Below are 23,767 nucleotides of genomic sequence, written 5' to 3'. Positions count from 1 at the left end.
CCGCTACCCGGGAAAGACCTGCTAAAGGTGTCGCCAAAAGTTCCCGGTTGGTCTTTGTAGTAAAGGTAAGGTTGAAAAAAATACGCGCTGGCCGGTGTTATACCACATCAGCCGCAGCGTACCACCGTTGCCATCTGTCCCGGGGTCACCGCCCGTATTATGCTCACCAATACCGAAGCCGAAGCCGACTTTTCCGCCCCTTCCCCAATTGAATTGGCTGTGAAACTTTACATCGTAATCCATCTCGTAAGCCGATCCGCCAGCGATTACGGAATTGGCGATCAGGCCGCCGCCATCATCAAGATTTGGCTGTAACGTCACCCGGCTGCCAACCGTTCCACCGTTACCGTTGGTCGTGTAAGCTCCGCCGGAGCCGTACCAGGTCGTAGTATTGCCGAAATCGGTGTTGGCCATGCTTTGCGTGTAAGTGGCGCCATTGACCCGGTTATTCCAATTAATCGTCCAGTTTGCATTTACAGCGTTAACGGACTTGGCCGGCTCATCTTTTATAGATTGTTCAGCTCCGGTGCCTTGTTGCGAGATGTCATCGCCTTTTTTGCAACTGCAGAAAGAGCAGGCGGCAGCAAAGACGAACAAGCTGATCTTTAATGTTCTTTTTTTCATAATTGAGGTTTTTAAAAATGGTTATTCACGCCTTTCCGCCTGATATCCTTCTGGAACCAGGTACAGGCATTTCAGCCCAACTCCGGTTAGATGACATCAGGGACGTTAAAAGTGAAAAAACTGGTTAATTGGTTTATTGGCTGCTGCAGCAACGCCTCAAAAGTAGGGGTAAAATTGAATTTTCCAAACGAAATTTAAGTGCAATAACCTGTATGATAGTAAGTTATAAAATAAATGAGACGCTTTACGAACGAGCTAAATATCGCTTTTAACCCCGCTTTCTAAGCTGCGGCGAGCAGGCTATAGCGATTACTCGATACGCTTGATGAACACCAAACTTTTTTTTTAGCCGTTAATATAGTTTCAGGTAAATGCAATTCCATACTGTTCTGCGGCAGATAGCTTGGAACATCGACACACGAAGCTGGCGAATACGGATTTAATTCCTTATTCAGTTACGCTTAAAAAAATAGAGTAGAGACAACGCCCGGCCGGAAGGGAATTGGTAACCACAGTCATTTGGCAATGGTTCAGCAGGCGTAGCTCCTTTTTTGGAAGTAAATCATCGGATCACCTTCCTGTCCAGATAATTAATGATCATCGCCGCGATCTGGACACCATGGCTCTCCAGTGCGAAATGCCCCGTATCGAATAAGTGACATTCAAGATTCTTCACATCTTTTTTGTAGGCCTCTGCAACAGATGCAGGGAATATGTAATCATTTTTACCATACACGATCAGCATTTCGGGATTGTGATCCTGAAAATATTGTTGCCATTCCGGGTATTTGGGTGGGTTTGTCCTGTAATCATAGATGAGATCAAGTTGTATTTGCGCATTCCCGGGTCTTTCCAGGTGACGGAGGTCCATTTCCCAGTTATCGGGACTGATGACCGTCGTGTCAGGGACGCCGTGTGTGTACTGCCATTTCAACCCGTCAGGATGGAAGAAACTGCGGAGTATATCTTCTGCTTCCTTATTGCTCCTGTCATGCCAGTAAGCCTTGATCGGCTCCCAGAACGTATCAAGGCCTTCTTCATAGGCACAACCATTCTGAACAATTAACGTATCTATCTTTTCCGGGTATTTTGCTGCGATCCGATAGCCCAGGGGCGCACCATAGTCCATCAGGTACAAGCTGTATTTGTCAACGTTCAATTTGCTCAGCAGCTCTTCAATGATCAGCGCATAATTATCAAATGTATAATTAAAATCAGCAACCGCCGGCTGTTGGCTTTTGCCAAAGCCGGGATAATCAGGAGCGATCAGATGGTAATTATCGGAAAGGTCGTTGATCAGGTCCTTGAACATGAAAGAAGAGGACGGGTAGCCGTGTAATAGAAGTAAGGTGGGAGCATCTTTAGGTCCGGCTTCACGATAAAAGATATTTACTCCGGCAACCTCGATGTAGTTATAAGTGGTTTGATTCTGCATTATATAAATTATGCGCTACTATTTAATTACACTCTATCTCCGGGCAGAGCTGGTCCCTTTTCTGTTTTCAGAACTTTCGCGAGGTTTCGATCTAATCGTTACATGCAAATATAGGGTTAACAGACCTGGCCTGAATATTACCCGAGTATTACCTGAATGATAATAGTTATCAATATTATGTTACTTCCAGATCATGCGCTTCGATCTGTTCATATTTTGGTCGCTAACCGTTAGCAATAATGTTACCGACACTACAAATAGAGATCGATGATCTTGCCGATTTGGAATCGGCTTTTTAAAACCGATATAGAGTGGCCGCAGGATTTGACCTTAAATACTGATATCGTTTTCGCCTGTGGTCTTTTAAACGCAAAATGCATTAAGCCAACTGGGTGTCGGCTTAATGCTGCTATAATTAGTGGATTATAAAATCCGGTTAAGATCTACCTGTTACCGTAAAAGGTAGCGCCTGTCATCCATTCGGGAATGCGTAGTAGTAATACGCAAGACCATTTTACTGCCTGCAATAAAGCGGTAGCTTTGCTGGGGCTTATGGTCTAAGCTTATTTAATACCTGCGGCCTTGAATATCACTTCTGCCACCTCTGCCGGTTTGGACAACATAACAACGTGGCTTGCGGGGATGTGAGAGGTAGTGGCATTTATTTTCTTAGCCATTTCGGCTTCAACCTGCGGCGATATGATTTGATCATTATCTGCTACGACGTAAAAGCTGGGCTTGTTGTTCCAGGCAGGAACGGTAATCTTGGCTGTTAACGTACTTACATGAAACCGGCCCTGTCCGGCGGCTATGTTTTTAGCCTCCTGTAAGGGCAGGTCCTGCGCAAAATATTTAATGATCGCATCTTCCTTTAAACGAATATATCCGTCGGTAATAACCGGATCGTTAAAACCTGGTACATTCGGAACTTTTCTCTCCGCATAGGCTTCCCTGCTGATACTGTCAATACTCTGGCCCTCGCTCGGCGCATAGGCTGCAACATATACCAGTGCCTTAACTTTTTCATTGTTGCCAGCCTGGGTAATGACCGCCCCTCCCCAGGAGTGCCCAACCAGGATCACTTTTCCTTTTACTTCTGAGATGGCACGTTCGACCGCTGCGACATCATCGCCTAAAGAAGTCAGGGGATTCTGGACGGCAATCGCCTGATAACCCTTTTTTTGTAGGATCGGTATAACCTTGTTCCAGGAGGAACCATCGGCGAAAGCGCCATGAACGAGAATAATGGTCGGTTTTTCAGCATCGTTCAGTACCGGCTTTTGTTGCGCGATTCCCGGTAAAGCGGTAGATAGGATCATCAGTGCCGATACGCTCATGGCAGTTAGTTTAAAAATTGTTGTTTTCATAGTTTTAATATTAATGTTAAGTAAATAATGCATTGTCGCTACCTGTCTGCGAGCCGATGTCCGGCAGGTTATCCTTTAAAAGACTTCATCTGTCATGAGCGGCTTCTAAATGAAAGGATCGTTCACAAAGCGTTTACGAAAGTATCGGATTTTGATGACCCTAAGGCTCAGTTTGACATCACCCTGATGATAACTGTCATTAGATAAATGATGAAAATAAAATCATGTTAATCAGTTATTTAGTCTTCATGTTCCAGCGTATTTCAGGTGGTGCGGTCAGGGCTTAAAGCATAGCCGGACGCGCATTGTTAATGCCGGTTAACACTATCATTTACCGATTTAACACAAGGGAATTTGGCATTGTCTACTTTTATTTTTTAACATTTATTTATGAAAAAACAGTTTTTATTGGTCGCTATGACCGCCTTATTCGCTTGTAAGCAGCCGCAGCAGGCTGCTCCGGCATCGGGTGAAGCAACTGCTGACAGCATTAAAACAGGGGGAAACCGGCTCATCAGCGTTGACGGGAAATACAAGGTATGGACCAAAAAGGTCGGAAATGGAAAGATTAAAGTGTTATTACTGCATGGAGGGCCAGGTTTTTCGCATGATTACATGGAGTGCTTCGACGACTTTCTGCCGAAGGAAGGCATGGAGATCTATTATTATGACCAGTTGGGTTGCGGTAATTCAGATGCGCCGTCCGATACCTCTTTATGGAACACTAAACGTTATGTCGAAGAGGTCGAGCAGGTTCGCAAAGGGCTGGGATTGGAGGATTTTTACATCGTAGGACACTCATGGGGCACCTTGTTGGCTATGGAATACCTCGATAAATACCAGTCACACGTTAAAGGTGTTGTATTTTCAAACATGACAGCAAGTATTGGGGACTATATTGATTATTCGGCAACGCTTAAAAGAAAGTTGTTTACCGCCCGCGACAGGGCTATATATGATTCGCTGGACAGGCGTAAAGCTTATACGACACCGAAGTATACCGAACTTTTGATGGATAATCTATATACCAAGGTTATTTGCCGCCTGCCCATGGACCAATGGCCGGAACCATTGACGCGGGCGTTCAAAAAAGCAAACCAGACAATCTATGTTCAGATGCAGGGCGTAGACGAATTTCATGTCACCGGAAATCTTAAGGACTGGGATTTCTGGTCGAGATTACCTGGTATAAAGGTCCCCGCTTTGGTGCTTGGCGGGGTTTACGATGAAATGAATCCGGAAAGCATGAAGAAAGAAGGACGCTTGTTGCCGAATAGCCGTACATACTTATGCCCGGAAGGAAGCCACATGGCCATGTATGATGACCAGCAGCGCTATTTCAGTACCCTGACCACATTTTTAAAAGAAGTAGATGAGGGGAAATTTAAAGCTGATGCAAAGTAAAAACTGAGCAGATGCTTAAAGGCCCCGCATGACCGTATCGTGCGGGGCTTTTGCTTTTTGGACCATCGGGATATCAAAGCAGATTGCTGTCTGGAACAGATTAAATGAGTGCAGGTCTGGCCACGCTACCAAAACTACCGTTGCTTTGAAGGTCGGGTATTTTAATTTTCGGATTTAATGGATTCGATTGCTACCTATCAGCGCATTTATAGCACTTATCAGTGTGTTGATTTTTAGATCAGGTTAGACAAAGCGAAATTTGAGGAGTTGTTTGATAATTTCCGCCTACATCCCTGACTGATGAAAACTATACTGATATTTGATCCTGATCCCGACTTGCTGGAAATTATTTGTCTTGCCCTTGAAATGCAAGGTTTCGTTGCAATAGGTCTCGGTAATTTAAATGCTGACCTGATGGCTTTGATCAAACATCATGAACCGGATCTGATTCTTTTAGATTTTGCTTATGCCGGCAAGTTCTGTATCGAATGGTGCCGCCATATCAAACGTTTCTACCCGACCTTGCCCGTGATTGCCATAAGTTGTAATAACAACATCGGCGAGACGTATAATGGTCACGGATTTGATGACTGCATCTGCAAGCCTTTTGATCTGGCACATCTTTATGCAACGGCTGACAGGTATACTAACCTGCTATACCAGACTGATTGAGCTGACAATTGTACTGTTGGACGGCCCGTACGCTGTTTTTTACTGAGAGAGCCACACTTAAACGCCAATGTTAAGTCCGCTTAACACAGTTTTCCATAACGTTAACAAACCGATGCTGGCAGGACGATAACTTTGCTTCATTGTTGTTAAAAATAAATTTAATTAATTACGCTATGCCACAAAAAATTATCCTTATGATCGCCGTCGCATTATTTTCGTATGCCGCCCCCGCCAAGGCGGGTCGGCTGTTAAGGAGCCGGGACAGCGTGCCGGTGCTTAACCGGCCGGCACCGGAATTTCACTTAAAAGATCTTGAGGGGAAAGTCGTTTCCTTATCGGCATTCAGAGGGAAGGTGGTCGTGCTCGACTTTTGGGCCACCTGGTGTGTGCCTTGCCAGCAAAGCTTTCCGGCGATGGAGAAAGCCCTCAATCATTTTTCACCAGATAAAGATGTCGTATTCCTCTTTATTGATACCCGGGAAACATTGCCCGGCTTTCAGAACACCGTGAAAGCGAAAATGAAAAAAAACAGGTATCCCTTCCATGTCGTTTTCGATGAGGCGGGGCCCGCCGGCCTGCAAGATAAGCAATACCTGCTCTATGGCATGCCGGGCGTACCAACGAAATTCATCATTGACGCGAACGGTGTTATCCGTTATCAGTTGATCGGTTATAATCCAAGGCAGTCAGCCGAAGAAAGTGCTGGAGAATTGATCGGTTTGGTGGAACGTACTAAAGCGATGACTAACTAAATAATTTGCACCTCCTCCTTCCGAGTGTTAACCCTCGTTAATTCCGGTTTAAACAATAAACGTTAATATTTGCCCTGGTGAAAAAGAGATTGCAATTTGTTTTTTTGATTGCCGCGGTTACAGCCTGTGGTATTATCTTATGCCAGCTGTATTGGGTTTATTTCAACTATAAAACCAGGAAAGAGAACTTCATCCAAACCGCAAACTATGCGCTAAGACAGAGCATTGATCAGTATCAATTGGCTCAGAATAAGTTGCCTACCTCGTTGAAACATAAGAACCCGACCCTTACTTTTTTTATGCGGACTCTGCCTGATAACGATCCCATGGCCTTGGATACACCGGATTCCAAACGGCGGTTCAGCGCTGAATTTGCTACGGTTGCGGTTGACCGGCAGCACCTTTCAGAAGTCAAGGCGCTCGTAAGCAGGCTGTTGTCACAGCAAAAGCATCTGCCGCTGAATCTCGATACCTTAACCAGGATCTTCAACCGGCAATTACGGCGAAATTATCTCACACAAGAATTCCGGCTGTATGCACATAAGAATCAAAAATCAATATCCCCTGGGCAGGTTGCCGCTACCGTGAATTTCTATAAAGACCCTGTACTGATCAGGGCTGAAATGGTGGATGGGCATCATTACTTGATGGTAAGTAATTTTTTACCGGCACTGGTTTCCTCCCTGATGGTCTTGCTATCCGCAGGCAGTCTTTATTACATGAGCAGAATAATAAACCGGCAAATGATGCTGGACACGATGAAGACTGATTTTATCAATAATATTACCCATGAACTGCGTACACCGGTGACCATATTAAAATCGTCAAATGAAGCGTTGGCCAGTTTTGGAGCAGCAGATGATCCCGAATCGCTCAACAGGTACCTTCGGATGAACGCATCCGTACTGGACACGCTGGATACAGATATTGAGCGGATCCTGGAATTCAGTCGTTCTGAGGAACGAAAACAGAATCCTGTCTATGAAAATGTAATGCTGCTCGATACGGTTCGGCAGGTTGCCCGGCGCTTCGAGATGACCGATAATCTGAAACTGCAGATCGCGATCGATAGTTCACTTGAGATCAAGACGGATCGGCATATGCTAGGCGTCATACTCGTCAACCTGCTTGATAACGCGATCAAATATTCGCCCGGTAGAGCCGTGATCGAAATCACGGCGGAGGATTTTCCGCAGAGCTGGCAATTAGTTGTGCGGGATCAGGGACAGGGCATACCCCGGCCCGAATTGCCTTACATATTTGAAAAATTTTACCGTGTGTCTACCGGCGATCTGCATGAGGTTAAGGGCTACGGGATTGGCCTCGCTTATGTCCGGCAGCTGGTCACTGCATTGAAAGGATCTATTCGTGTATACAGTGAGCTGGGTAGCGGAACAACATTTAAATTAAAATTTGACAAGGCATGGAGAATATAGATGTGTTGCTGGTCGAAGATGAACCGGTATTGGCCGGTATTGTCAAGGAATCCCTTGAAAAGCGTGGTTTTATTCTGCATGTTGCCAGGAATGGAGTTGAGGGCTGGACGATGTTTAAGACTGTCAAACCGGACGTTTGTGTCATTGATGTGATGATGCCGCGCAAGGATGGCTTTACCCTGGTATCCGAGATCCGGGTGATCGATGATCAGGTACCGATCATCTTTCTAAGCGCCAGGACCCAAACGGAGGACGTCTTGAAAGGGCTGGAGATCGGTGCAGACGATTACATGAAAAAACCCTTCAGTATGGAGGAACTGATTTTAAGGTTAAGAGCGTTAGTTCGGAGGAAAATATCGGGCTCAGTTCCTGTTGCCGGGCCCGAGATGCTGATCGGCAGTTATCGTTTCCGTCACCAGTACCAGGAACTCTTGTTGGGTTCCAAAGCGATTTTTTTATCGCAAAGGGAAGCAGACCTTCTTTTGCTCCTTTTCCAGCATAAGAATGATTTGCTTGAGCGGCGGTTGGCACTTATCAAACTTTGGGGAGAAGACAATTGCTTCAACGCGCGGAGCATGGACGTCTATATCACGCGGCTACGCAAACATTTCAGGGACGAAACCGCGGTAGAGATAGTCAACATTCGGAGGCAAGGTTATTCTCTGAAGGTCTGCGCTGATTAATCCCGTCCGGCATTACGATATCCCTATTTTTAAAGTAGCCTTCTGCGGCAATTGACATCCTTCCTGACTGGTCATTTATCATAGCGCGTACAATATCTAATGACCCGATTCTATGGCTAAAGGCTGATTGAATGCACACATGCAGCTCCTTTTACATCATTCCGCAACATCATCCAGTATCTCTTCATCGAGGTCTAACCTGTTTTCGATGTAGCGGATGACGTCGTCGTCAAAATCTTCTTTCAGGCGAAAAATGCTGAGTTGCTCCCGTTGATGTTCGATGACCTGTACCATGATAACTTTGAACTGCGTATGCATAGCAACGGCTTCCGCTTTTTTTTCGGCATCGTCACCGAAGTTTTGATAAATATCTGCTTTATACGTTAACAGGTCCATTTTATTCCTAAGTATCGGGTTTTCTTCAATAGCGTCCGGGTAACTCGCATTCAGTTTTGCAACGGCGGCGCTGAACAGCAGGGCTTCAATTTCTAATAGTTGCTGTTCGTCCTCTTTCGTGCAGGGTAGCCCTTCAGCTTTCAGTGCCTCTGCTATCCATGGTAGAGCCAGTCCCTGGAAGACTAAGGTGACGATGATAACAATGAATGTAATATATAAGATGAGTGGCCGAAATGGAAATGGCACACCCTCCGCAACAACCAAGGGAATGGCCAGTGCTGAAGCGAGAGATACCACCCCCCCCGCATTCCGGCCCAACTGATGATCAGGGGATTTCGCCAGCCTGCATGATTAATGGAAACCCGGAGATACCGTCCTATAAATGCCGTAAAAAGGGCGGAGATATAGCCTGCAACCAGCCTGGTTACAATAACGATAGTGGTGATCAAAAGCGCGATGATCGTAGCGGAGGTAATATTTGGGATACCGGCAGTAACGCAGGGTAATTGTAAGCCGATCAGGAAAAAAATAACGGCGTTAAGCACAAAGATTACCGCCAGCCACACCGCGTTCGACCTTAGGCGGCTGCTGTGCGAAAAAATATGATGATTCTGATACGCAATAAACAAGCCGCCGGTAACTACCGCGAGGACTCCTGAAGATTGAAACTCTTCAGCAGTCAGGTAAATCATGTAAGGCAATACGAAAGACAGGGCGATATTTAAGTTGGCCGTTGTCGGCAGCCATTTATAAATCGCATAAAAAATCAATCCAAAAATTAATCCTATAGCGATGCCCGATGATGAAATCAGCAGGAAATTTCCGACAGCCTGGGGCCATTCGAAGTGGTTGGAAATGATCGCGGCCAAAGCAAACCGATAAACGGTCAGACTACTCGCGTCGTTAAGCAAACTTTCACCTTCCAGGATTGCAACAAGGCTCTTGGGCAGCCGTATTTTCTTCAATATCGTGGTAGCTGCAGCCGCATCTGGCGGCGAAATTATTGCCCCGAGCAGGAACCCTTGTGAGAGCGTAAACCCTGGTATCAGCCAGCTGGCCGCGAAGGCCACAACGGTCGCGGTTAGCATGACATAGCCCAGCGCCATAAAGCTGACGATGCGCCGCCATTTCCATAGCGCTTTCCAGGAGGTGTTCTGTGCGGCATCAAACAAAAACGGCGGAAGAATGACGAGAAATACAATATCGGGATCAATTTGAATTTTGGGAACTCCTGGGACAAAGCTGATGGCCAGCCCGGCCATTACAAGGAATATAGGATATGGTACAGCCAGCTTGCGGGCGACCAGCACCAGAATGGACGCACTGAAGATCAATGCTAAGCAGATTAAAAGGCTTTCGTGCATAATTACGACGGAGTTACATAGATTACCGACATGCCGCATGGTACTCCGTTAGCGCGTCGGATGACCAGGGCAAATTCCTTTTATAACGCCGGCAATCAAAATCAGTGAATTTTTAACTGTTATCAGTCAAATGATATTATTGATCGGTGCCGGACAGTAAGTTATTGGTACGCTTACCAAAGTCCGGGTGGTTCTTATTAAAATAATGATAACAGGTATAAGGCAAATAATTTTCAATCCCTTGCCTTACTGTTGATCTTCGAAAGAGAATAATCAAGGTAATGATCCTTAAGCCGCATCTGCTCTTTTTTGCGAAGCATAAATGGCACTTTTTGCTTGTCAGCGCAAGGCGGCGGCATCTGCAACGTTGTCTCCTCATTACAGAGGTGATTACCTGCATTTCTCCGGTAATATGATGGAATAGATGTAAATGAAGTTAATTAAATAACAATCTATATGGCACTGTTAAAACAGATCGTTTCAAGGGAAGAGCATTCCCTTGGAGCAGAAAATCCGAAGATCCGTATCATAGAATACGGAGATTTTCAATGTCCTTTATCACGGGCAGCCGAGCCGGTTATTCGCGGGCTTTTGCGTGAGTTCGGGCAGCAAATTTCATTCACCTTCCGCAACTATCCGCTGCTCAACGACCATCCCTATGCTTTTGATGCTGCCTGTGCGGTGGAGGCCGCAGGCAAACAAGGTAAGTACTGGGAGATGCATCAAGCCGTAATGGCTAATCAGGCCAATTTAAGTGATGACCTTTTCATGAAACTTTCGGAAAACCTGGGACTGAATGACATCAGGTTCGTAACAGATTCTATCAGTAAAGATGTTCACTACAAAATCAATACAGACTTCCGGCTTGGAACGGAAAGCGGCTTGACCACGACGCCCGCCTTTTTTATAGACGGAAAGCGGTTCTATGGCTGTGCTGCTGATTTGTACGTGTTGATCTCCATCATTCTGGAGGACTGACTGGCAAAAAAAGTTCCTGCGAATGAGACTCCATTGGGAATTGCTGCTGCAGCATTAATTTGGTAATAGCACATATCATTAATATGATATGCACACAAACCTTCTCCCGCCGAGATTTGGGGTATGAAACAAGAACATATCAAACAAGGTTTTCCATTGGCTGAGGTAATCCCGGCAGTAGCATGCATGTTGTTGATGTCTCAGGCTTATCTCATTGCTCCCTTGTCTCCGAGCCTGGCAGAGGATTTCAGTTCTTCTTTGATAAACCTCGCTGTACCTGCCTTTGCGATCCCATTTGCGATCTCCGCAGTTGCGATGGTTTTTGTGAAGCCGGCCGTAAATCCCCGAAAATACTTTATATTTTCCCTGGTTGCGCTGTGTGCGGGCACCTATTTGCTTAGTATGGCCACCTCTGCCGTTGGCTTTTTAACGATCAGGGCCCTGACGGGCTTAGGAACCGGTGCTATGCTGCCCTCGGCAATATTATTGTCTTTACGGCCTCATGAGCATAAGCGGTCGCTTAAATATATGGTTCTGGTCATATTTGCACTGGCAACAGGCATGACGTTCGGGCCAAGTTTGGGAGGATGGTTGAACGAATTCATTGGATGGAGATGCCTTTACAGGATCATCAGGACGCTGGCAGCCTTACTATTATTGATTTATTTGAGGCACGATAGACGGGAGCGGTATGATGGAGTCGAACCATTTATAATAAAAGCCGCGGGTAGGTCACGGTCCGAATGGAAAAACAGATATAGCTACAGCTTCGTCTATTTAACGGGCGTGTTCCACTCCGGTGTATTTGTCTGGATCAGTCATTATTTCACCACCTATTATGGGTTAGATGAATTTCACATCGCGACTGATCTGTTTATTTTCGGCCTGCCCGGATTTGTGGTCACCCTGCTGATGTATTTTTACCGGCTTGATAAAAAGGTAATCACTATCCTCTATGCCTCACTTGGTCTTACCATTGCTGGTCTGCTGGCATTGATGGGAAATTTGCCTTTGTGGCTGGCCGAATGCTTACTAGGTATCATGTCAGTCGGGTTCGGTTGTAGTCAGCCGTTATTTATTGGTATACTCAAACTGCCCCGGGCAGGTTCATCGCCAATAAGGCCAGTGGCAAAAGGGTCAGCAATCCTTTTCGCCGGTTATGGCAGCGGTCCCTTGATGATGACAGCCCTGCTTAGCGTTGATTTATCGGCCGCAATGTTATTTTTGATTTTACTGGTGTTAGCACTGGCTTTCATTTCGCGTCGTGTCTGGAATGCAGGCGTTCGCAACGTCATACCGGTTCTGCCTATCAGTCATTAACTTCCATGTTGTTTTGAGGCACAGCTTCTCGCGGGTAGCGCAAGCAGGTTGTGACTTTGTTGATGAAGGAAGCGTGCCTTTGTCAGAACGGTCCGCTAGAATTTGGCTATATTTTTTTACCGCCGGAATCTTCCCCCTATTTCCTTTCCCGCACGAACAATGTTGACATTCGGTTAATTTATTAACCAAGGTGAATGCATGCTTAAAATCGGCGACTGATATTTACTGCCCCGATTATATTAGTCGGTTACGCTAAACAGATTGAAATGAAAAGAAGTCTAATCATCTTATTCGTCCTACTTTGCCCATCGGCTATCGTAATTGCTCAGAACCATTTTGTCATTCATTCAAATGATAATGTTACGCTAACGGTTAATGAATTCGGTAGCGGCAAGCCGGTTGTATTGCTTGCTGGAGGGCCGGGATTTAATGCCGCTTACCTCGAACCCATTTGGAAAGCGTTACCGGGGTATGAATTTATCGTCCCTGACCAGCGCGGTACCGGTCATTCATTCCTAACTAAGATCGACTCCGCCACCATGCAGGTAGACCGGTATGTCGAGGACCTGGACGTATTGAGAAAGCATCTTAAATTGAAAAAGCTCGTACTTGCCGGGCATTCCTGGGGTGGTATGCTCGCCCTGGCTTATGCGGCAAAATACCCCAAAAATGTTGACCGGTTGTTACTGCTTGGTTCCGGCGGGATTACACGGGATTTTTTTACATATTTTAATAGTAATATGAAGATGCGGTTACGCGAAGAAGACCTCGCGGAAGCTAAAGCTTCGAAAGGTCTGGCGGCTAATCTGAGTGCTATCTGGCCTGGCTACTTTTTTAACCGGCAAAGTGCGATGGCCACAAAAAGCCTTGTAGACACCAACCTTGCCGATCACAACGCGGCGAAGATCAATAATCTTACCCTTCAGGATTATAAGAGAACCGGACAGTCAAGAGCGGCAAACCTAAAAAAGTTCAGGGGCTCTGTTTACATCATTCAGGGACGGCAGGATCCGGTGGGAGAATCTACGGTCTATGAGACCAAACGGATCATCCCGCAAACCAGGATTTCTTTTATCGAAAAGTGCGGACATTTACCCTGGCTGGAAGATGACGTGTCTGCTGCAAGATTTTATGAACTGATTCGAAACGCGCTGGATTAGGCCGGCAATAATCTTAATTGTCTTTACGCAAGACACCCTTTCTTATGGAAAATAGTATAGAATTACCAGGCTTTAAGATTACAGTGGCATCTGTAGCTGCAAATAATACAGACCCGGGTGCAATACCCATTTTGGCAGGCCAACTCGCACTTAAGATCAAAGATTTTTTTGAAACCAGATTAGCCCATTATGGTGCTGTAACCATCCGCCTCAGCATCGAAAATTGGGACGAGATCTTTGAAGTGGAAGAAACAACCTTTGACGTTCATTGTAGCGGATCGAATGTGACCTCAGATCAATACCCCAGAAATTACTGGATCGAAACCCAATAAATAACACACCTAACAATGAAACTTAAAAACATGCTCCCGGCCATCGCTTTACTGGCCATAACCTTGTCTGTGAATGCGCAAGTCGGACAGAATTTAACGGCAGGATCCGGTAGTGCGATTAAACAGCCTGTATCTATCCTGATGCAACTGGAGCCCATAGTGCTTAAGAAGGCACCCGAACACAGCCTGTCTCCAAAAAAAGAATTTTTCGGTTTTGATATCTCAAAGACCAAACAGCAATTTCCGGGATTGATCAGCAGGCAGACGACCTGGACGCAGAAAGGTAAAAACAACCCGGTTGCGACCAGTAAAGAAGCCATAAACGCTGAGCAGTTAGTACCGTTGCTCGTAGCGGCGTTACAACAACAGCATGAAGAGCTGATAGAGATCCAAAAAAAACTGGATAAGTTGCAGGAACGATAAGATCGTGATCATCAAGCGAAATAAAGTAACCGTTGTAATATACATTACCGGTCTCTATCACAGTTCTGCGTCGCACAGCAGAGCTTAAATCAATACTTTTTTAGTTAGTTTAGTTAGTAGTAGTCGTAAATGGCCTATGGACATTTATGTAAAGGGACGGTGTATACTGTCCCTTTTTTTTGTAGTAAGCGATACCGAATGCCTGATCAAAATGGGATTTTGAGGAACTGTTGATTGTAATTTAAATAACATATTACTTCGGGGTGTATCATCATGCAGGCTTTTAACGTTTTTTCACTTACCTATCGGTCATTTAACCCATCAGGAAAGGAATATTATGAAAGAGCATATGCTGGCTGCCGATGCAAGTACCCAAGAACAATTTTGCCGCCCGTTTTTTAATTATGTTGCAAAAAGCGTTCCCGTAGATGAAGAGACAAGAGCGTTAATTGCAACCCATTGCAAACTCGTAAAATTTGAAAAGGGTGAGCGACTGTTGAATATGGGAAGTGTATGTAAATATCTCTACTTCATCCTCTCCGGAGAGTGCATTTCATACCTCACTGATTCCTTGGGAAAGACAACAACCTGGTTTTTCCATTTCAATAAGCCGGAAAGCAATCTGAAAAATCTTTTTGCAGTTGACTATAAAAGTTTCCTTTCTGCGAATCCGTCAAGCATTTCCATTGAAACGCTATCTCCCGTTACGGCAATCAGGTTTTCTGTTGATGAGGTTCAGTCCATCTCAGCGGGCTCAATGGCTATAGAGCGTTGGCTGCGCCTGCTTAACGAGCAGGCATACATACTGACCTGTGAACGGGCTACCAACCTGATGATGTTGTCAGCACCTGAACGCTATAGAAAGATGCTGGCTAATGAGCCCCATCTTTTGAACATGTTCTCTAATTATTATGTCGCTACCTATTTGAACGTGGCACCACAATCGTTAAGCAGGATCAGGGGAAAGATCGCTTCCGGGGTTCTATAACCTACGCATGGACAGCCAAAACGAAAGCCGGTCAATTTATTAACCGGCTTTCGTAAACCTTGTTGATTTCTGAACATTATAGTCTGGCATAACGCCCCCATAATAAGTTAAACCTGCTGCAGAATTTCCTTCACAGCTTCCAGCAGACCGTCGATAGGCCAACGGCTGGTTAAGGTTATGGTCAGGCTGCCATTCAAGGTGGTAATACCGAAGCTTTGGACATGCTGGTGATCCGGAAGTACCATAGGGCCATAAATGGCCTTTAGCTTTAGGCCACCATAATCAGTATCCGCCGGCACCAAGCCCAGGTTACTGATCAAAACCTGGTGACGTGTTAGTGTGTCGAGCGTTTGGTACAGGAAATGGGTATCGGGATTGGAAGAGAACAAGTGTTCTAACGACTGCATTTCTCTGCCGAGCGTCTCAGGGCTCCGGACATTTTCCAGGCTTTTGCGGACGATTTCAACCAACGCCCAGAATGAATGCCGCCTGTCAAGCGGATAATGGCAGATTTGCATGCCTGCCAGCAATTCAAAACTTTCACCTTTAGCCATTAATTGACGATAAGAAACCGGATGGAGAACGCCCAGCTGCTCACTGTGCCATTTAGGAGATAATTTGTTGATCGCCATAGCGACCGCAGCAGTAAAGACACTGTGTACCGTGGTCTTCTCTTCCCCGGCGCGTGCGATAAGGTGTGAGGTCAGTTCGCTCCCCAGTTCGGCATGCTGGACGAGAATCGGCGGGGCGTTATCAAAGCGGGTACGTTCCGGAATGGCCGGGTACTGTCCGGATACTTCCCCTAACACCCTGACAGTGCTTAGCGTTGTTTGTGAAGCAACGGTAGCCACAATTTCGCGCAGCAGAAAAGCGGCGGATAATCCGTCGCCGATCGAATGATTAACGGTCAGCAGTACGGCGCAGCCGCCGGTTCGCTCCAGGATGGTCACCCGTAACAATGGGGCCCTGTTCAGATCAAAAGGCTTTGCAAGTTCTTTTTCCGCTTCATGATCCCATAGCCCATCAGACGGCATCGGGCGGATTTCAAGTGGGATAGGCTTGCTTCGGTGCTCCTGGAAGTGAACAGTTTCGCTCGTCTCCCCTTTAATGCTGTAATTCAATGCGGCATGCTTTGCTTGAACCGTTTGCAATGCCATTTGCCAGGCTTCTTTTCCTGGTGGAACGGAAGTTTCTATTTCTGCCACGGTAACAAAGTGGATCATTCCTTTCTGCTCCAGTGTCCAGTATATCTTTTCGCCCGGCGTTAATGGCCTTTTTGTTAAATTGTCGTTCATTTTCATATTGATCATGTAAGCATTGGGGGATGCGAATCAGGTTCTACCCGTGTCTGTGATGATGGTTCAGATAGCGCTTTTCATTCATTAAATCCCTGGTGATTGTACCTGACAAAAATGAGGTCTTAGAATCTGTAAAGCATTCACCTGGGTTAAAAAACACCTCCTGACTTTAGGTGGTCAGCAGTTTAACAAACAGTAGCCCGCAGGATGCTATCCCATAGCTTTTTCAGGTATATGATATGAAAATGTGCCCTGATAGCCATTTGATGATAAAAATGGATTTAAGCGAAGGGATGCAGGTGGAAATCGATTTGCAATCTGTTAGGGGCGCACAGCGTTGGCAACAGCCATTGAACCATTGGCTTTTTGGTGGCGTCACGCTCTATTATTTGAATGATAACGCTTATTACTTATCTGATCCCAAAAGGAAGAATGGAAACGGATTTTCTCTCTAAATTGCAAAGCATTAAAGGGGATTGGTTGACCTGCATATCGGTCCTGTGAAGTTCGTGTTATCGGCTGGGTAAATAGGTAACCGGTTTGCGAGCAAAGCGATCTGAACAGAGATTTAGAAAAAATGGAACAATAAAATGATCACAATATATTATCCGGGAGCCGCCCATGATATAACTGGCTGGAAGGAACGGTTGGACCGAACATCCTTAAAGTACGAGTTTATCCTAGACGATAATACCACAGTGCCTCGATTAGCTGACGGAGACAACTGTGCAGAAGGCATACCTGCCATCGAGTCTTACCTGGAAAGCCAGGAACAATTTGTGAAGGATTGGTATGAAGACCGCTGTGACAAGTATGAATTCGATCCGGACGCTGGGCCGGGAATTAAGGGGATCAACGGATAACCAGGCCAATTGACTATTATAGAACAAATTAAAATATACACTTGCATGGAACAAAGAGCACCACTACTGCCATTTAACTTAGAAACGGCACTACAAAAGGTTCAAATGGCAGAAGATGCCTGGAACAGCCGTGATCCCGAACGGGTTTCCCTCGCTTATACTATTGATACAGAGTGGAGGAACCGTGCTGAATTCATTAATGGCAGAGCAGAAGTAAAAGCGTTCCTGACCAATAAGTGGCAAAAGGAACTTCATTATAAGCTAAAGAAAGAACTTTGGAGTTTCCATGATAACCGGATAGCGGTACGTTTTCATTATGAATGGCAGGATGCCGCCGGTCAGTGGTACAGAAGCTATGGTAACGAGCTTTGGGAATTTGATGAGAATGGCCTCATGCAGAAACGATATGCCAGCATCAATGATCTCGCCATCGTGGAGAATGAAAAAACTTTATGAACTGTCTAAGTGTCCGGCAATATGAACTACGAACAAATCGCATTTACCGACGCGGTAAAGAAATTACAGGAAATGCATGGGAGCCGTACAGCCTACGAAAGGATGGAAAATGGTTACCATGAAGATGGCCTCACAGAATCCGAAGAGCAATTTATCAGCAGCAGGGACAGTTTTTATATGGCCAGTATCAGCCAGACGGGTTATCCTTATATACAGCACCGGGGAGGGCCAAAAGGTTTCATCAGGGTACTCGATGACTCAACGCTCGGCGTGGTTGACTTCAGCGGTAATAAGCAATACATCTCCGTTGGTAATGCGACTGATAACGCTAAAGTGTCTTTGATCCTGATGGACTACCCGCAAAAGGCCCGACTCAAGCTATTCGCAGATATAACAATCGTGGAGATCTCCGAGGACCCGGAGCTTTTCAAACAACTTGACCCGGCGGGCTATAAACACAAAGCTGAACGGATGTTACTTTTTTCAGTAAAGGGTTACAGTTGGAATTGCCCGCAATATATCACACCGCGATACACCCTGGAAGAAATAGAAGCTGCATTTGCGGAAAGAAATGGATATATAAAATCCCTGGAGGAAGAGATTAAGCGTTTTCGGCTCTCACAAGGACAATAAGGCCGCTGCAATTTCAACTGGCAGGTTTTCTGATAACTGAAAAATGAACTCGAAAATAGTAAGAAAGGTAATAAAATGATTAAGGAACGCACTTATACTCATTCCGAATTTAAAGCGGCGCTACACGGAAAATGTCCGAAATGTCGCACGGGCAATATGTTTTTGACAGACCCTATGGCGATCTTCGGTCAGAAAATGAATGAAAGGTGTCCGCATTGTAACTTTCAATTTGAGATTGAACCAGGGTATTTTTATGTAGCCATGTTTGTCAGCTACGGAATGAATGTGGCCATTATGCTGACATTTGCAATGACCACTTACATCATTACCCATAGTTGGAACCCCTGGGTATACATCGCAGCGACATTGATTCCTGCCTTTCTGTTCTGGCCATTTACTTTTCAGTATTCACGGATCATTCTTTTATTCTGGCTAACGCCCGGCGTGCACTTCGAGCCTGAACGAGCCAGGCCTGACTATCGTAAGGAGCATGCTTCATAAGCACACTGCTGGTCATCGTTGATTTACCATCAAAAACTACGCAATTCTGGTTGCAGGTGATCCAATGGCATTTTAATTATCCGACGGCAATACAAAGGAGCCTTCCCGTATCTTGCCCGTTCTTTATTAACAAATCTCACAGCCATCTTACTGTCTCTGGCTAAATGAAACAAACAGAAAATTCAAAGCCTGAACTAACTTCAGGTATCATTATTTTCCCCGCGTACAATCAAGATGTTTAGCGGAACTTCCGCTATCTGCCCTGCGGACAGATGAACCGCGCAGGTGTAATTTGAAAATTGCAGGTGAGCCGGAACGTGTCTGTGACGCAGCAGTTATATAAAAATCGGGAATCCGCTTGCTTGCCGGGTAAACGGCAAACAAGCGGATTCATTTAATAAGATATTATCTTCGAATTCTATAGTTCAGTCTTTAAAACGTTGCTTTGAGGTAAGCCTTCAACTAAAAAGCTGCTGGATCAGATTCATTTGTTCTGGTCTCTTTATCGTTTTTTCCTGCGTATCAATTTTCCTACGTTAACAGTTCTGGGCACTTCGGCCAGTTCTTGGCTAAAATGTCTTCCAGGAATTTGATCTCTTCTGCATAAGCGGTATTCTTACGCTTCCCAAAATATAGGGTGTCTTCCACAGGCGGACTGCCTTCCCAGGCTACCTTAATGGAATTGCCTGCGATCTCATTACAACAGAGGAAATCTGGTACCACTGCAAATCCCTTACCCGTTGCCATGCAACGCAGGATCGAGCCGAGTGATGGTAGGACATATTTCGGCCGGAAGCTTGGCAAAGTATCAAAGCTGGCAGACCAAAAACGGTTGAGGTGTTCCTGGTCAGAGGCGGTAGTATACCAGTTCTGCACGGAGAGCCACTCCTTCAGCGCCGGCCGGTCACCTTTTAACAGAAGTTCATCAAACTCAGTGGTGTCTGTCTGGTTGCCACAGATCAGGACGAACCGCTCTTTGGCGAACGGCTTATAATCAAGATTATGCTGTGTGCCTTTTTGAGGCGTCAGAATTAAGTCTAACGTGCCGTTATTTAGCTCCTGAAGCATTTGTGGATAATCGCCGAACCTGGTAACCAGGTTGAAAGGCAACTCGGAAATATGCGCTTCAAGCATATACTGAAAAATTCCGGTAGACATGCCTATACTTACGGTCGGTTTTTCGACTTTGGATTTTCGGTGAAGATTATGCTCCGCTTCTTCAAGCTTGTTCATGTGGTCTATAATGAAGTTATAAAGCATCGTACCTCGCTCTGTCGCTACCATTTTCCGGGTATCACGGTCGAAAAGACGATGGCCGGCATATGATTCCAGCGAACTAAGATGGAGACTGACGCCGGGCTGGGAAATAAATAAAGCTTGTGCTGCCGCTGAAAGCGTTCCCGCTTCATAAATAACTTTAAAGGTTCTGAACCATTCTAAATTGATCATAGATTGTAGGATTAAGTGTTTTAAATAATTTATTGGGAGCAAACGCTGACCAGGTTTTGTGTCTGGCAAACGAAATGCTGAATACTTCTTGATGTGTATCGGTTCGTTATGAGTATTTGCACTGGTATCATAGGATTAAACTCTTTGATTCAGCCAGAGCAGGATATCCCTGCTGACGATCCCGTTATATTTGTCATTCAACAGATCATGATAGTGCCCTTCATAAAGATTAAGCTGTTTGTCAGCCGAAGACGCATGTTCCACGAAATACTCGCTTCCTGCCGGCTCAGTGGCCTTATCCGCTGTACCGTGTAGTATAAGGATGGGAAGCTTAATTGCAGGCATTCCTTTTTTCAGGTATTCGGCCGCAAGCAAAAGTTGCTGCATGGTTTTAGCCGGCTGTTTTTCGTTCTCCAAAAGCGGATCTTTATCCATTTTCAGCACGACTGAACTATCACGGGAAAAATCTTCATTATTCAGTTTGACAAGCCGGGTATGTGGGATGATGCGCGCCAGAAATTTTATGGCCGCAAGTGCGAAAGCTGGCGCTGGGATTTTGAAGGCAAAACTTTCCGAAATAAGGCCCTGTAGCTTGGATTGGTTTTCAATTGCATAAGCAGATGCGAAAACGCCGCCTGCGCTATGACCAAACAAAAAGATAGGCTTTAATGGACACGCAGAACTGGCGATATTCATCAAGAGGTCAATATCGGCAAACACGTCGTGATAATCGGCGATATAGTAACGTTCTCCTTCCGACCGACCGCGGCCAGCAAGGTCGATCGCGTAAACTTCAAATCCATTCTCTCTGAGCTGGGCGGCAAAGTTCTGATAATATCCACCATGGGAATTTAACCCGTGGATGATAAGGATAATGCCTTTGGGTTTACCTTCCGGCACCCAGTTCCGATAGTAAACGTGCTGCCCTTTTTGATTGATGAATGTTGCTGGTTTTGGTTGATTGCTCGTTTCCATGACTATAGCATAGTCAAAGACGTGCCACAGAAATTATAACAGGCTATTTAACTTTTAAATTTTATAAATAACTGTAAATAAATTATTTATAAAATATTAAATAGTTAATTAAATTGCGGAATTATTAATTACCTCCGAAAAAATCGGAGGTGATCTGGATGAGACTCTGAAAAAATTGGAGTTAAGCGATGCTGGTAGGAGCTTTTCGGGTTTGAAAATGAAGCCCGCATCATTAAGATACTAACGGAGATTATGTATTTACAAACGTCTGCGGAATGTTTCATCAGCTTCAGCTTCCACCCGGGCCTTAATAATCTTCCTTCTTTATACCTAATTTAGCCATTCTTGATTCCAGGGTCGTAGGCTTAAGGTTAAGTAGTTCCGCCGCGCCATTGTTTCCTCGGATTCGTCCCTCTGTTTTTTTGAGGACAGAAATGATATAGGCTTTTTCCGTTTGGCGCTGTGAGTTTTTGACATCCTCAAGTGTCTCCATACCGGCCTTGCCTGACTGTTCCGGCGTGGCACCGGTCAGGTGCTGTTTTAATTCCAATTCCGAATTTCCGCTGTTGAGGATAACGGACCGCTCCAGCACGTTCTCCAGTTCCCGGATATTTCCCGGCCATTGATAAGCCAGCATGGCATCGATCATCGACGGCGATATACCGTTAAACTCTTTATGGAAACTATTGCAGAATTTGTGGGCAAAAAAGTTGATCAGATCCACAATATCGCTTTTTCTCTCCCGCAAGGGCGGCAATGTTATTGGAAATACATTCAAGCGATAATACAGGTCAAGCCTGAAATTGCCATCTGCGACTTCTTTCTCTAGGTTACGGTTGGTAGCGGCCACGATACGTACATCCACTTTCTTTGGAATATTGCTCCCTACGTAATTGATTTCCCTTTCCTGTAAGACACGTAACAATTTAACCTGCATTTCTAAAGGTAGTTCTCCGATCTCATCCAAAAAGACAGTGCCTCCTTCCGCCTGCTCAAACCTGCCTTTTCTTTTCTCAGTAGCCCCTGTAAATGCGCCTTTTTCGTGGCCGAACAACTCTGATTCTATGAGGGTGGCCGGTATTGCACCGCAATTTACTTCGATGAACGGGCCGTTTTTTCTGGTTGACAGATCGTGAATGGCATGAGCGACCTTTTCTTTTCCGGTCCCACTTTCACCAAGTATCAACACGGACGTATTGTAAGGTGCTACCTGGGTGGCAAAATCCAAAGCCGCCAGTAAGAGCGGATGCTTGCCGATAATCCCTTTGAATTCCTGGAGGTTTGGCTCCATTCCGGGCACCATACTGGTAGTGATGTGTTCTATGGCAGGTGATACCGTTCCTGACAACATCATTTTATCAGTCACATTAGTCAAACAGTTCTTGAAAAGCCTTAATACGGCTACATGTTTTTGCTTATACGCATTGCGCTCACGGCTATAAAAGCTATAGTCTACCATGGCTCCGTTGCCGGTAACCACCGAGAACATCAATGAAGAGCTCATTTTGAAGCAATTGAGCCACACCTTCTGCAAGGGCGTAAATGCGGTAAGCTCGTCTGATATTCCTTCATACCGCGTACTACCGGTCAGCTCATAACTGTCTTTGAGTATCCCCGAAAGGCTGCTGCTGCTCAGGCCCGCAATGGTCATTAATTCCTTTTCACCGATATACTGGTATTCATCATATCCGATTCGTAGGTATGCGGAATCAGTGAACTGCCCGGCATTTGCCGGTCGACTACCCGAAACAACAAGATCAAAGGGTATAAATACCCGCATGGCCTGGGCAACTTTTAATAGTTTCTGGTTAGCGTCCGAAATTTCATTACCGATGTCCGCCAGGTGTTTCTGCAAGAGCACTTCCTGCTGCAACCTGGACTCCATTGCACTCCTTTGCCGGTATGAGGCGATGTCGAGCGTTACCAGCAGGTCTCTTTCTCTGAATGGTTTGACCAGGAATCCGTAAGGATCGGTAGCCTTGGCTTCTTCAAGTATCTTTTGGCTGGAATTCGCAGACAAATAGATGAAGGCGATATCATCTTCATTAAGCTTCCCGGCCAGGTCGATGCCCGAACGCTTTCCATCCAGTTGAATATCCAAAAGCACAAGATCCGGTCTTTGAATTTGCAGCATTTTCTCCGCTTCTTCTGCGGAAGAGGCAATGCCGGTTATGGTATAGCCTGCCTGTTCCAAAGTCAGACGCAATGCATTCGCTACCACAAATTCATCTTCAACGATCAGTATTTTTTTATTCATA

25 protein-coding genes are annotated in these 23,767 nt (G+C 45.5%); 16 read left to right on the top strand and 9 right to left on the bottom strand.

Going from position 1 to position 23,767, the window contains the following annotated elements; genetic code table 11:
* Nucleotides 1-21: 21 nt before the first annotated feature.
* The 3 genes from FPZ43_RS14395 to FPZ43_RS14385 form a co-directional block, all read right to left on the bottom strand.
* The gene (locus FPZ43_RS14395; protein WP_146382638.1) at nt 22-624 is read right to left on the bottom strand and encodes a polysaccharide lyase; all 603 of its coding nucleotides are present in this window, start codon (nt 622-624) and stop codon (nt 22-24) included.
* Between the two features lie 562 nt (nt 625-1,186).
* Nucleotides 1,187-2,059 carry an alpha/beta fold hydrolase gene (locus FPZ43_RS14390; protein WP_146382637.1) on the bottom strand — a complete coding sequence of 291 codons (873 nt, stop codon included), beginning with the start codon at nt 2,057-2,059 and terminating at the stop codon, nt 1,187-1,189.
* A gap of 563 nt (nt 2,060-2,622) precedes the next feature.
* On the bottom strand, nt 2,623-3,426 hold the full coding sequence (locus FPZ43_RS14385; protein ID WP_146382636.1) for an alpha/beta fold hydrolase: 804 nt from the start codon (nt 3,424-3,426) through the stop codon (nt 2,623-2,625).
* A 417-nt stretch (nt 3,427-3,843) separates the two neighbouring features.
* On the opposite strand from FPZ43_RS14385, the gene FPZ43_RS14380 reads away from it, so the two are divergent.
* From FPZ43_RS14380 to FPZ43_RS14360, 5 genes are all read left to right on the top strand, one after another.
* The gene (locus FPZ43_RS14380) at nt 3,844-4,830 is read left to right on the top strand and encodes a proline iminopeptidase-family hydrolase (protein WP_222430984.1); all 987 of its coding nucleotides are present in this window, start codon (nt 3,844-3,846) and stop codon (nt 4,828-4,830) included.
* Between the two features lie 300 nt (nt 4,831-5,130).
* Complete coding sequence (locus tag FPZ43_RS14375) at nt 5,131-5,502, top strand: response regulator transcription factor (protein WP_146382634.1); 372 nt, start codon at nt 5,131-5,133, stop codon at nt 5,500-5,502.
* Nucleotides 5,503-5,675: 173 nt separating this feature from the next.
* Entirely contained in the window at nt 5,676-6,254 is a 579-nt protein-coding gene (locus FPZ43_RS14370; RefSeq protein WP_146382633.1) for a TlpA family protein disulfide reductase, read from the top strand.
* Between the two features lie 77 nt (nt 6,255-6,331).
* Nucleotides 6,332-7,690: a sensor histidine kinase gene (locus FPZ43_RS14365; RefSeq protein WP_146382632.1), complete on the top strand. Its 1,359-nt coding sequence runs from the start codon at nt 6,332-6,334 to the stop codon at nt 7,688-7,690.
* The gene (locus tag FPZ43_RS14360) at nt 7,678-8,373 is read left to right on the top strand and encodes a response regulator transcription factor (RefSeq protein ID WP_146382631.1); all 696 of its coding nucleotides are present in this window, start codon (nt 7,678-7,680) and stop codon (nt 8,371-8,373) included. The genes FPZ43_RS14365 and FPZ43_RS14360 overlap by 13 nt, the downstream gene beginning before the upstream one ends.
* A gap of 156 nt (nt 8,374-8,529) precedes the next feature.
* Here the strand turns inward: FPZ43_RS14360 and FPZ43_RS14355 are convergent, their stop codons facing one another.
* Nucleotides 8,530-9,015, bottom strand: a complete 486-nt coding sequence (locus FPZ43_RS14355) for a cation:proton antiporter (RefSeq protein WP_146382630.1) — start codon at nt 9,013-9,015, stop codon at nt 8,530-8,532.
* Nucleotides 8,952-10,133: a cation:proton antiporter gene (locus tag FPZ43_RS14350; protein WP_186461848.1), complete on the bottom strand. Its 1,182-nt coding sequence runs from the start codon at nt 10,131-10,133 to the stop codon at nt 8,952-8,954. The genes FPZ43_RS14355 and FPZ43_RS14350 overlap by 64 nt, the downstream gene beginning before the upstream one ends.
* 456 nt (nt 10,134-10,589) lie before the next feature.
* Between FPZ43_RS14350 and FPZ43_RS14345 the strand changes: the two genes are divergently transcribed.
* From FPZ43_RS14345 to FPZ43_RS14320, 6 genes are all read left to right on the top strand, one after another.
* Nucleotides 10,590-11,111, top strand: coding sequence for a DsbA family protein (locus FPZ43_RS14345; protein ID WP_146382628.1), 522 nt, complete (start codon nt 10,590-10,592; stop codon nt 11,109-11,111).
* A gap of 123 nt (nt 11,112-11,234) precedes the next feature.
* Nucleotides 11,235-12,431, top strand: coding sequence for an MFS transporter (locus tag FPZ43_RS14340; RefSeq protein WP_146382627.1), 1,197 nt, complete (start codon nt 11,235-11,237; stop codon nt 12,429-12,431).
* Nucleotides 12,432-12,697: 266 nt separating this feature from the next.
* The gene (locus tag FPZ43_RS14335; protein WP_146382626.1) at nt 12,698-13,591 is read left to right on the top strand and encodes an alpha/beta fold hydrolase; all 894 of its coding nucleotides are present in this window, start codon (nt 12,698-12,700) and stop codon (nt 13,589-13,591) included.
* 44 nt (nt 13,592-13,635) lie between these two features.
* A complete protein-coding gene (locus FPZ43_RS14330) occupies nt 13,636-13,923 on the top strand; it encodes a hypothetical protein (protein ID WP_146382625.1) in 288 nt (95 codons plus the stop codon).
* 15 nt (nt 13,924-13,938) lie between these two features.
* On the top strand, nt 13,939-14,346 hold the full coding sequence (locus FPZ43_RS14325; RefSeq protein WP_146382624.1) for a hypothetical protein: 408 nt from the start codon (nt 13,939-13,941) through the stop codon (nt 14,344-14,346).
* A 337-nt stretch (nt 14,347-14,683) separates the two neighbouring features.
* Nucleotides 14,684-15,334 (top strand): Crp/Fnr family transcriptional regulator, encoded by a 651-nt coding sequence (locus FPZ43_RS14320; protein ID WP_146382623.1) that lies wholly within the window; start codon nt 14,684-14,686, stop codon nt 15,332-15,334.
* Nucleotides 15,335-15,441: 107 nt separating this feature from the next.
* On the opposite strand, the gene FPZ43_RS14315 is transcribed toward FPZ43_RS14320, so the two are convergent.
* Nucleotides 15,442-16,635, bottom strand: coding sequence for a condensation domain-containing protein (locus FPZ43_RS14315; RefSeq protein WP_186461847.1), 1,194 nt, complete (start codon nt 16,633-16,635; stop codon nt 15,442-15,444).
* Nucleotides 16,636-16,907: 272 nt separating this feature from the next.
* Between FPZ43_RS14315 and FPZ43_RS14310 the strand changes: the two genes are divergently transcribed.
* The 5 genes from FPZ43_RS14310 to FPZ43_RS14290 all read left to right on the top strand — a co-directional run bounded on the left by FPZ43_RS14310 (nt 16,908) and on the right by FPZ43_RS14290 (nt 19,085).
* A complete protein-coding gene (locus FPZ43_RS14310) occupies nt 16,908-17,087 on the top strand; it encodes a hypothetical protein (protein ID WP_146382621.1) in 180 nt (59 codons plus the stop codon).
* Between the two features lie 192 nt (nt 17,088-17,279).
* Nucleotides 17,280-17,495, top strand: a complete 216-nt coding sequence (locus tag FPZ43_RS14305; RefSeq protein WP_146382620.1) for a hypothetical protein — start codon at nt 17,280-17,282, stop codon at nt 17,493-17,495.
* 45 nt (nt 17,496-17,540) lie between these two features.
* Entirely contained in the window at nt 17,541-17,951 is a 411-nt protein-coding gene (locus tag FPZ43_RS14300; protein WP_146382619.1) for a nuclear transport factor 2 family protein, read from the top strand.
* Nucleotides 17,952-17,972: 21 nt separating this feature from the next.
* Nucleotides 17,973-18,584, top strand: coding sequence for a pyridoxamine 5'-phosphate oxidase family protein (locus FPZ43_RS14295; RefSeq protein ID WP_146382618.1), 612 nt, complete (start codon nt 17,973-17,975; stop codon nt 18,582-18,584).
* Nucleotides 18,585-18,659: 75 nt separating this feature from the next.
* The gene (locus FPZ43_RS14290; protein ID WP_146382617.1) at nt 18,660-19,085 is read left to right on the top strand and encodes a DUF983 domain-containing protein; all 426 of its coding nucleotides are present in this window, start codon (nt 18,660-18,662) and stop codon (nt 19,083-19,085) included.
* Nucleotides 19,086-19,616: 531 nt separating this feature from the next.
* Here FPZ43_RS14290 and FPZ43_RS14285 read toward each other — a convergent pair.
* From FPZ43_RS14285 to FPZ43_RS19685, 3 genes are all read right to left on the bottom strand, one after another.
* Nucleotides 19,617-20,534, bottom strand: coding sequence for a LysR family transcriptional regulator (locus FPZ43_RS14285; RefSeq protein ID WP_146382616.1), 918 nt, complete (start codon nt 20,532-20,534; stop codon nt 19,617-19,619).
* Nucleotides 20,535-20,669: 135 nt separating this feature from the next.
* Nucleotides 20,670-21,509 (bottom strand): alpha/beta hydrolase, encoded by an 840-nt coding sequence (locus FPZ43_RS14280; RefSeq protein WP_146382615.1) that lies wholly within the window; start codon nt 21,507-21,509, stop codon nt 20,670-20,672.
* 307 nt (nt 21,510-21,816) lie between these two features.
* Nucleotides 21,817-23,766 carry a sigma 54-interacting response regulator gene (locus FPZ43_RS19685; RefSeq protein WP_146382614.1) on the bottom strand — a complete coding sequence of 650 codons (1,950 nt, stop codon included), beginning with the start codon at nt 23,764-23,766 and terminating at the stop codon, nt 21,817-21,819.
* Nucleotide 23,767 lies beyond the last annotated feature (1 nt).

Source organism: Mucilaginibacter pallidiroseus, assembly GCF_007846085.1.
GTDB classification, from domain to species: Bacteria; Bacteroidota; Bacteroidia; order Sphingobacteriales; family Sphingobacteriaceae; genus Mucilaginibacter; species Mucilaginibacter pallidiroseus.
This window is presented reverse-complemented; position numbering and strand designations above follow the sequence as displayed.

What these genes read in the sequence shown, in the direction of transcription:
- FPZ43_RS14380 (WP_222430984.1), top strand. Translation starts at nt 3,844, where the DNA reads ATGACCGCCTTATTCGCTTGTAAGCAGCCGCAGCAGGCTGCTCCGGCA.
- FPZ43_RS14295 (WP_146382618.1), top strand. Translation starts at nt 17,973, where the DNA reads ATGAACTACGAACAAATCGCATTTACCGACGCGGTAAAGAAATTACAG.
- FPZ43_RS14360 (WP_146382631.1), top strand. Translation starts at nt 7,678, where the DNA reads ATGGAGAATATAGATGTGTTGCTGGTCGAAGATGAACCGGTATTGGCC.
- FPZ43_RS14370 (WP_146382633.1), top strand. Translation starts at nt 5,676, where the DNA reads ATGCCACAAAAAATTATCCTTATGATCGCCGTCGCATTATTTTCGTAT.
- FPZ43_RS14285 (WP_146382616.1), bottom strand. Translation starts at nt 20,534, where the DNA reads ATGATCAATTTAGAATGGTTCAGAACCTTTAAAGTTATTTATGAAGCG.
- FPZ43_RS14385 (WP_146382636.1), bottom strand. Translation starts at nt 3,426, where the DNA reads ATGAAAACAACAATTTTTAAACTAACTGCCATGAGCGTATCGGCACTG.
- FPZ43_RS19685 (WP_146382614.1), bottom strand. Translation starts at nt 23,766, where the DNA reads ATGAATAAAAAAATACTGATCGTTGAAGATGAATTTGTGGTAGCGAAT.
- FPZ43_RS14325 (WP_146382624.1), top strand. Translation starts at nt 13,939, where the DNA reads ATGAAACTTAAAAACATGCTCCCGGCCATCGCTTTACTGGCCATAACC.
- FPZ43_RS14315 (WP_186461847.1), bottom strand. Translation starts at nt 16,635, where the DNA reads ATGAAAATGAACGACAATTTAACAAAAAGGCCATTAACGCCGGGCGAA.
- FPZ43_RS14320 (WP_146382623.1), top strand. Translation starts at nt 14,684, where the DNA reads ATGAAAGAGCATATGCTGGCTGCCGATGCAAGTACCCAAGAACAATTT.
- FPZ43_RS14390 (WP_146382637.1), bottom strand. Translation starts at nt 2,059, where the DNA reads ATGCAGAATCAAACCACTTATAACTACATCGAGGTTGCCGGAGTAAAT.
- FPZ43_RS14345 (WP_146382628.1), top strand. Translation starts at nt 10,590, where the DNA reads ATGGCACTGTTAAAACAGATCGTTTCAAGGGAAGAGCATTCCCTTGGA.
- FPZ43_RS14335 (WP_146382626.1), top strand. Translation starts at nt 12,698, where the DNA reads ATGAAAAGAAGTCTAATCATCTTATTCGTCCTACTTTGCCCATCGGCT.
- FPZ43_RS14330 (WP_146382625.1), top strand. Translation starts at nt 13,636, where the DNA reads ATGGAAAATAGTATAGAATTACCAGGCTTTAAGATTACAGTGGCATCT.
- FPZ43_RS14300 (WP_146382619.1), top strand. Translation starts at nt 17,541, where the DNA reads ATGGAACAAAGAGCACCACTACTGCCATTTAACTTAGAAACGGCACTA.
- FPZ43_RS14395 (WP_146382638.1), bottom strand. Translation starts at nt 624, where the DNA reads ATGAAAAAAAGAACATTAAAGATCAGCTTGTTCGTCTTTGCTGCCGCC.
- FPZ43_RS14350 (WP_186461848.1), bottom strand. Translation starts at nt 10,133, where the DNA reads ATGCACGAAAGCCTTTTAATCTGCTTAGCATTGATCTTCAGTGCGTCC.
- FPZ43_RS14340 (WP_146382627.1), top strand. Translation starts at nt 11,235, where the DNA reads ATGAAACAAGAACATATCAAACAAGGTTTTCCATTGGCTGAGGTAATC.
- FPZ43_RS14375 (WP_146382634.1), top strand. Translation starts at nt 5,131, where the DNA reads ATGAAAACTATACTGATATTTGATCCTGATCCCGACTTGCTGGAAATT.
- FPZ43_RS14310 (WP_146382621.1), top strand. Translation starts at nt 16,908, where the DNA reads ATGGATTTAAGCGAAGGGATGCAGGTGGAAATCGATTTGCAATCTGTT.
- FPZ43_RS14280 (WP_146382615.1), bottom strand. Translation starts at nt 21,509, where the DNA reads ATGGAAACGAGCAATCAACCAAAACCAGCAACATTCATCAATCAAAAA.
- FPZ43_RS14290 (WP_146382617.1), top strand. Translation starts at nt 18,660, where the DNA reads ATGATTAAGGAACGCACTTATACTCATTCCGAATTTAAAGCGGCGCTA.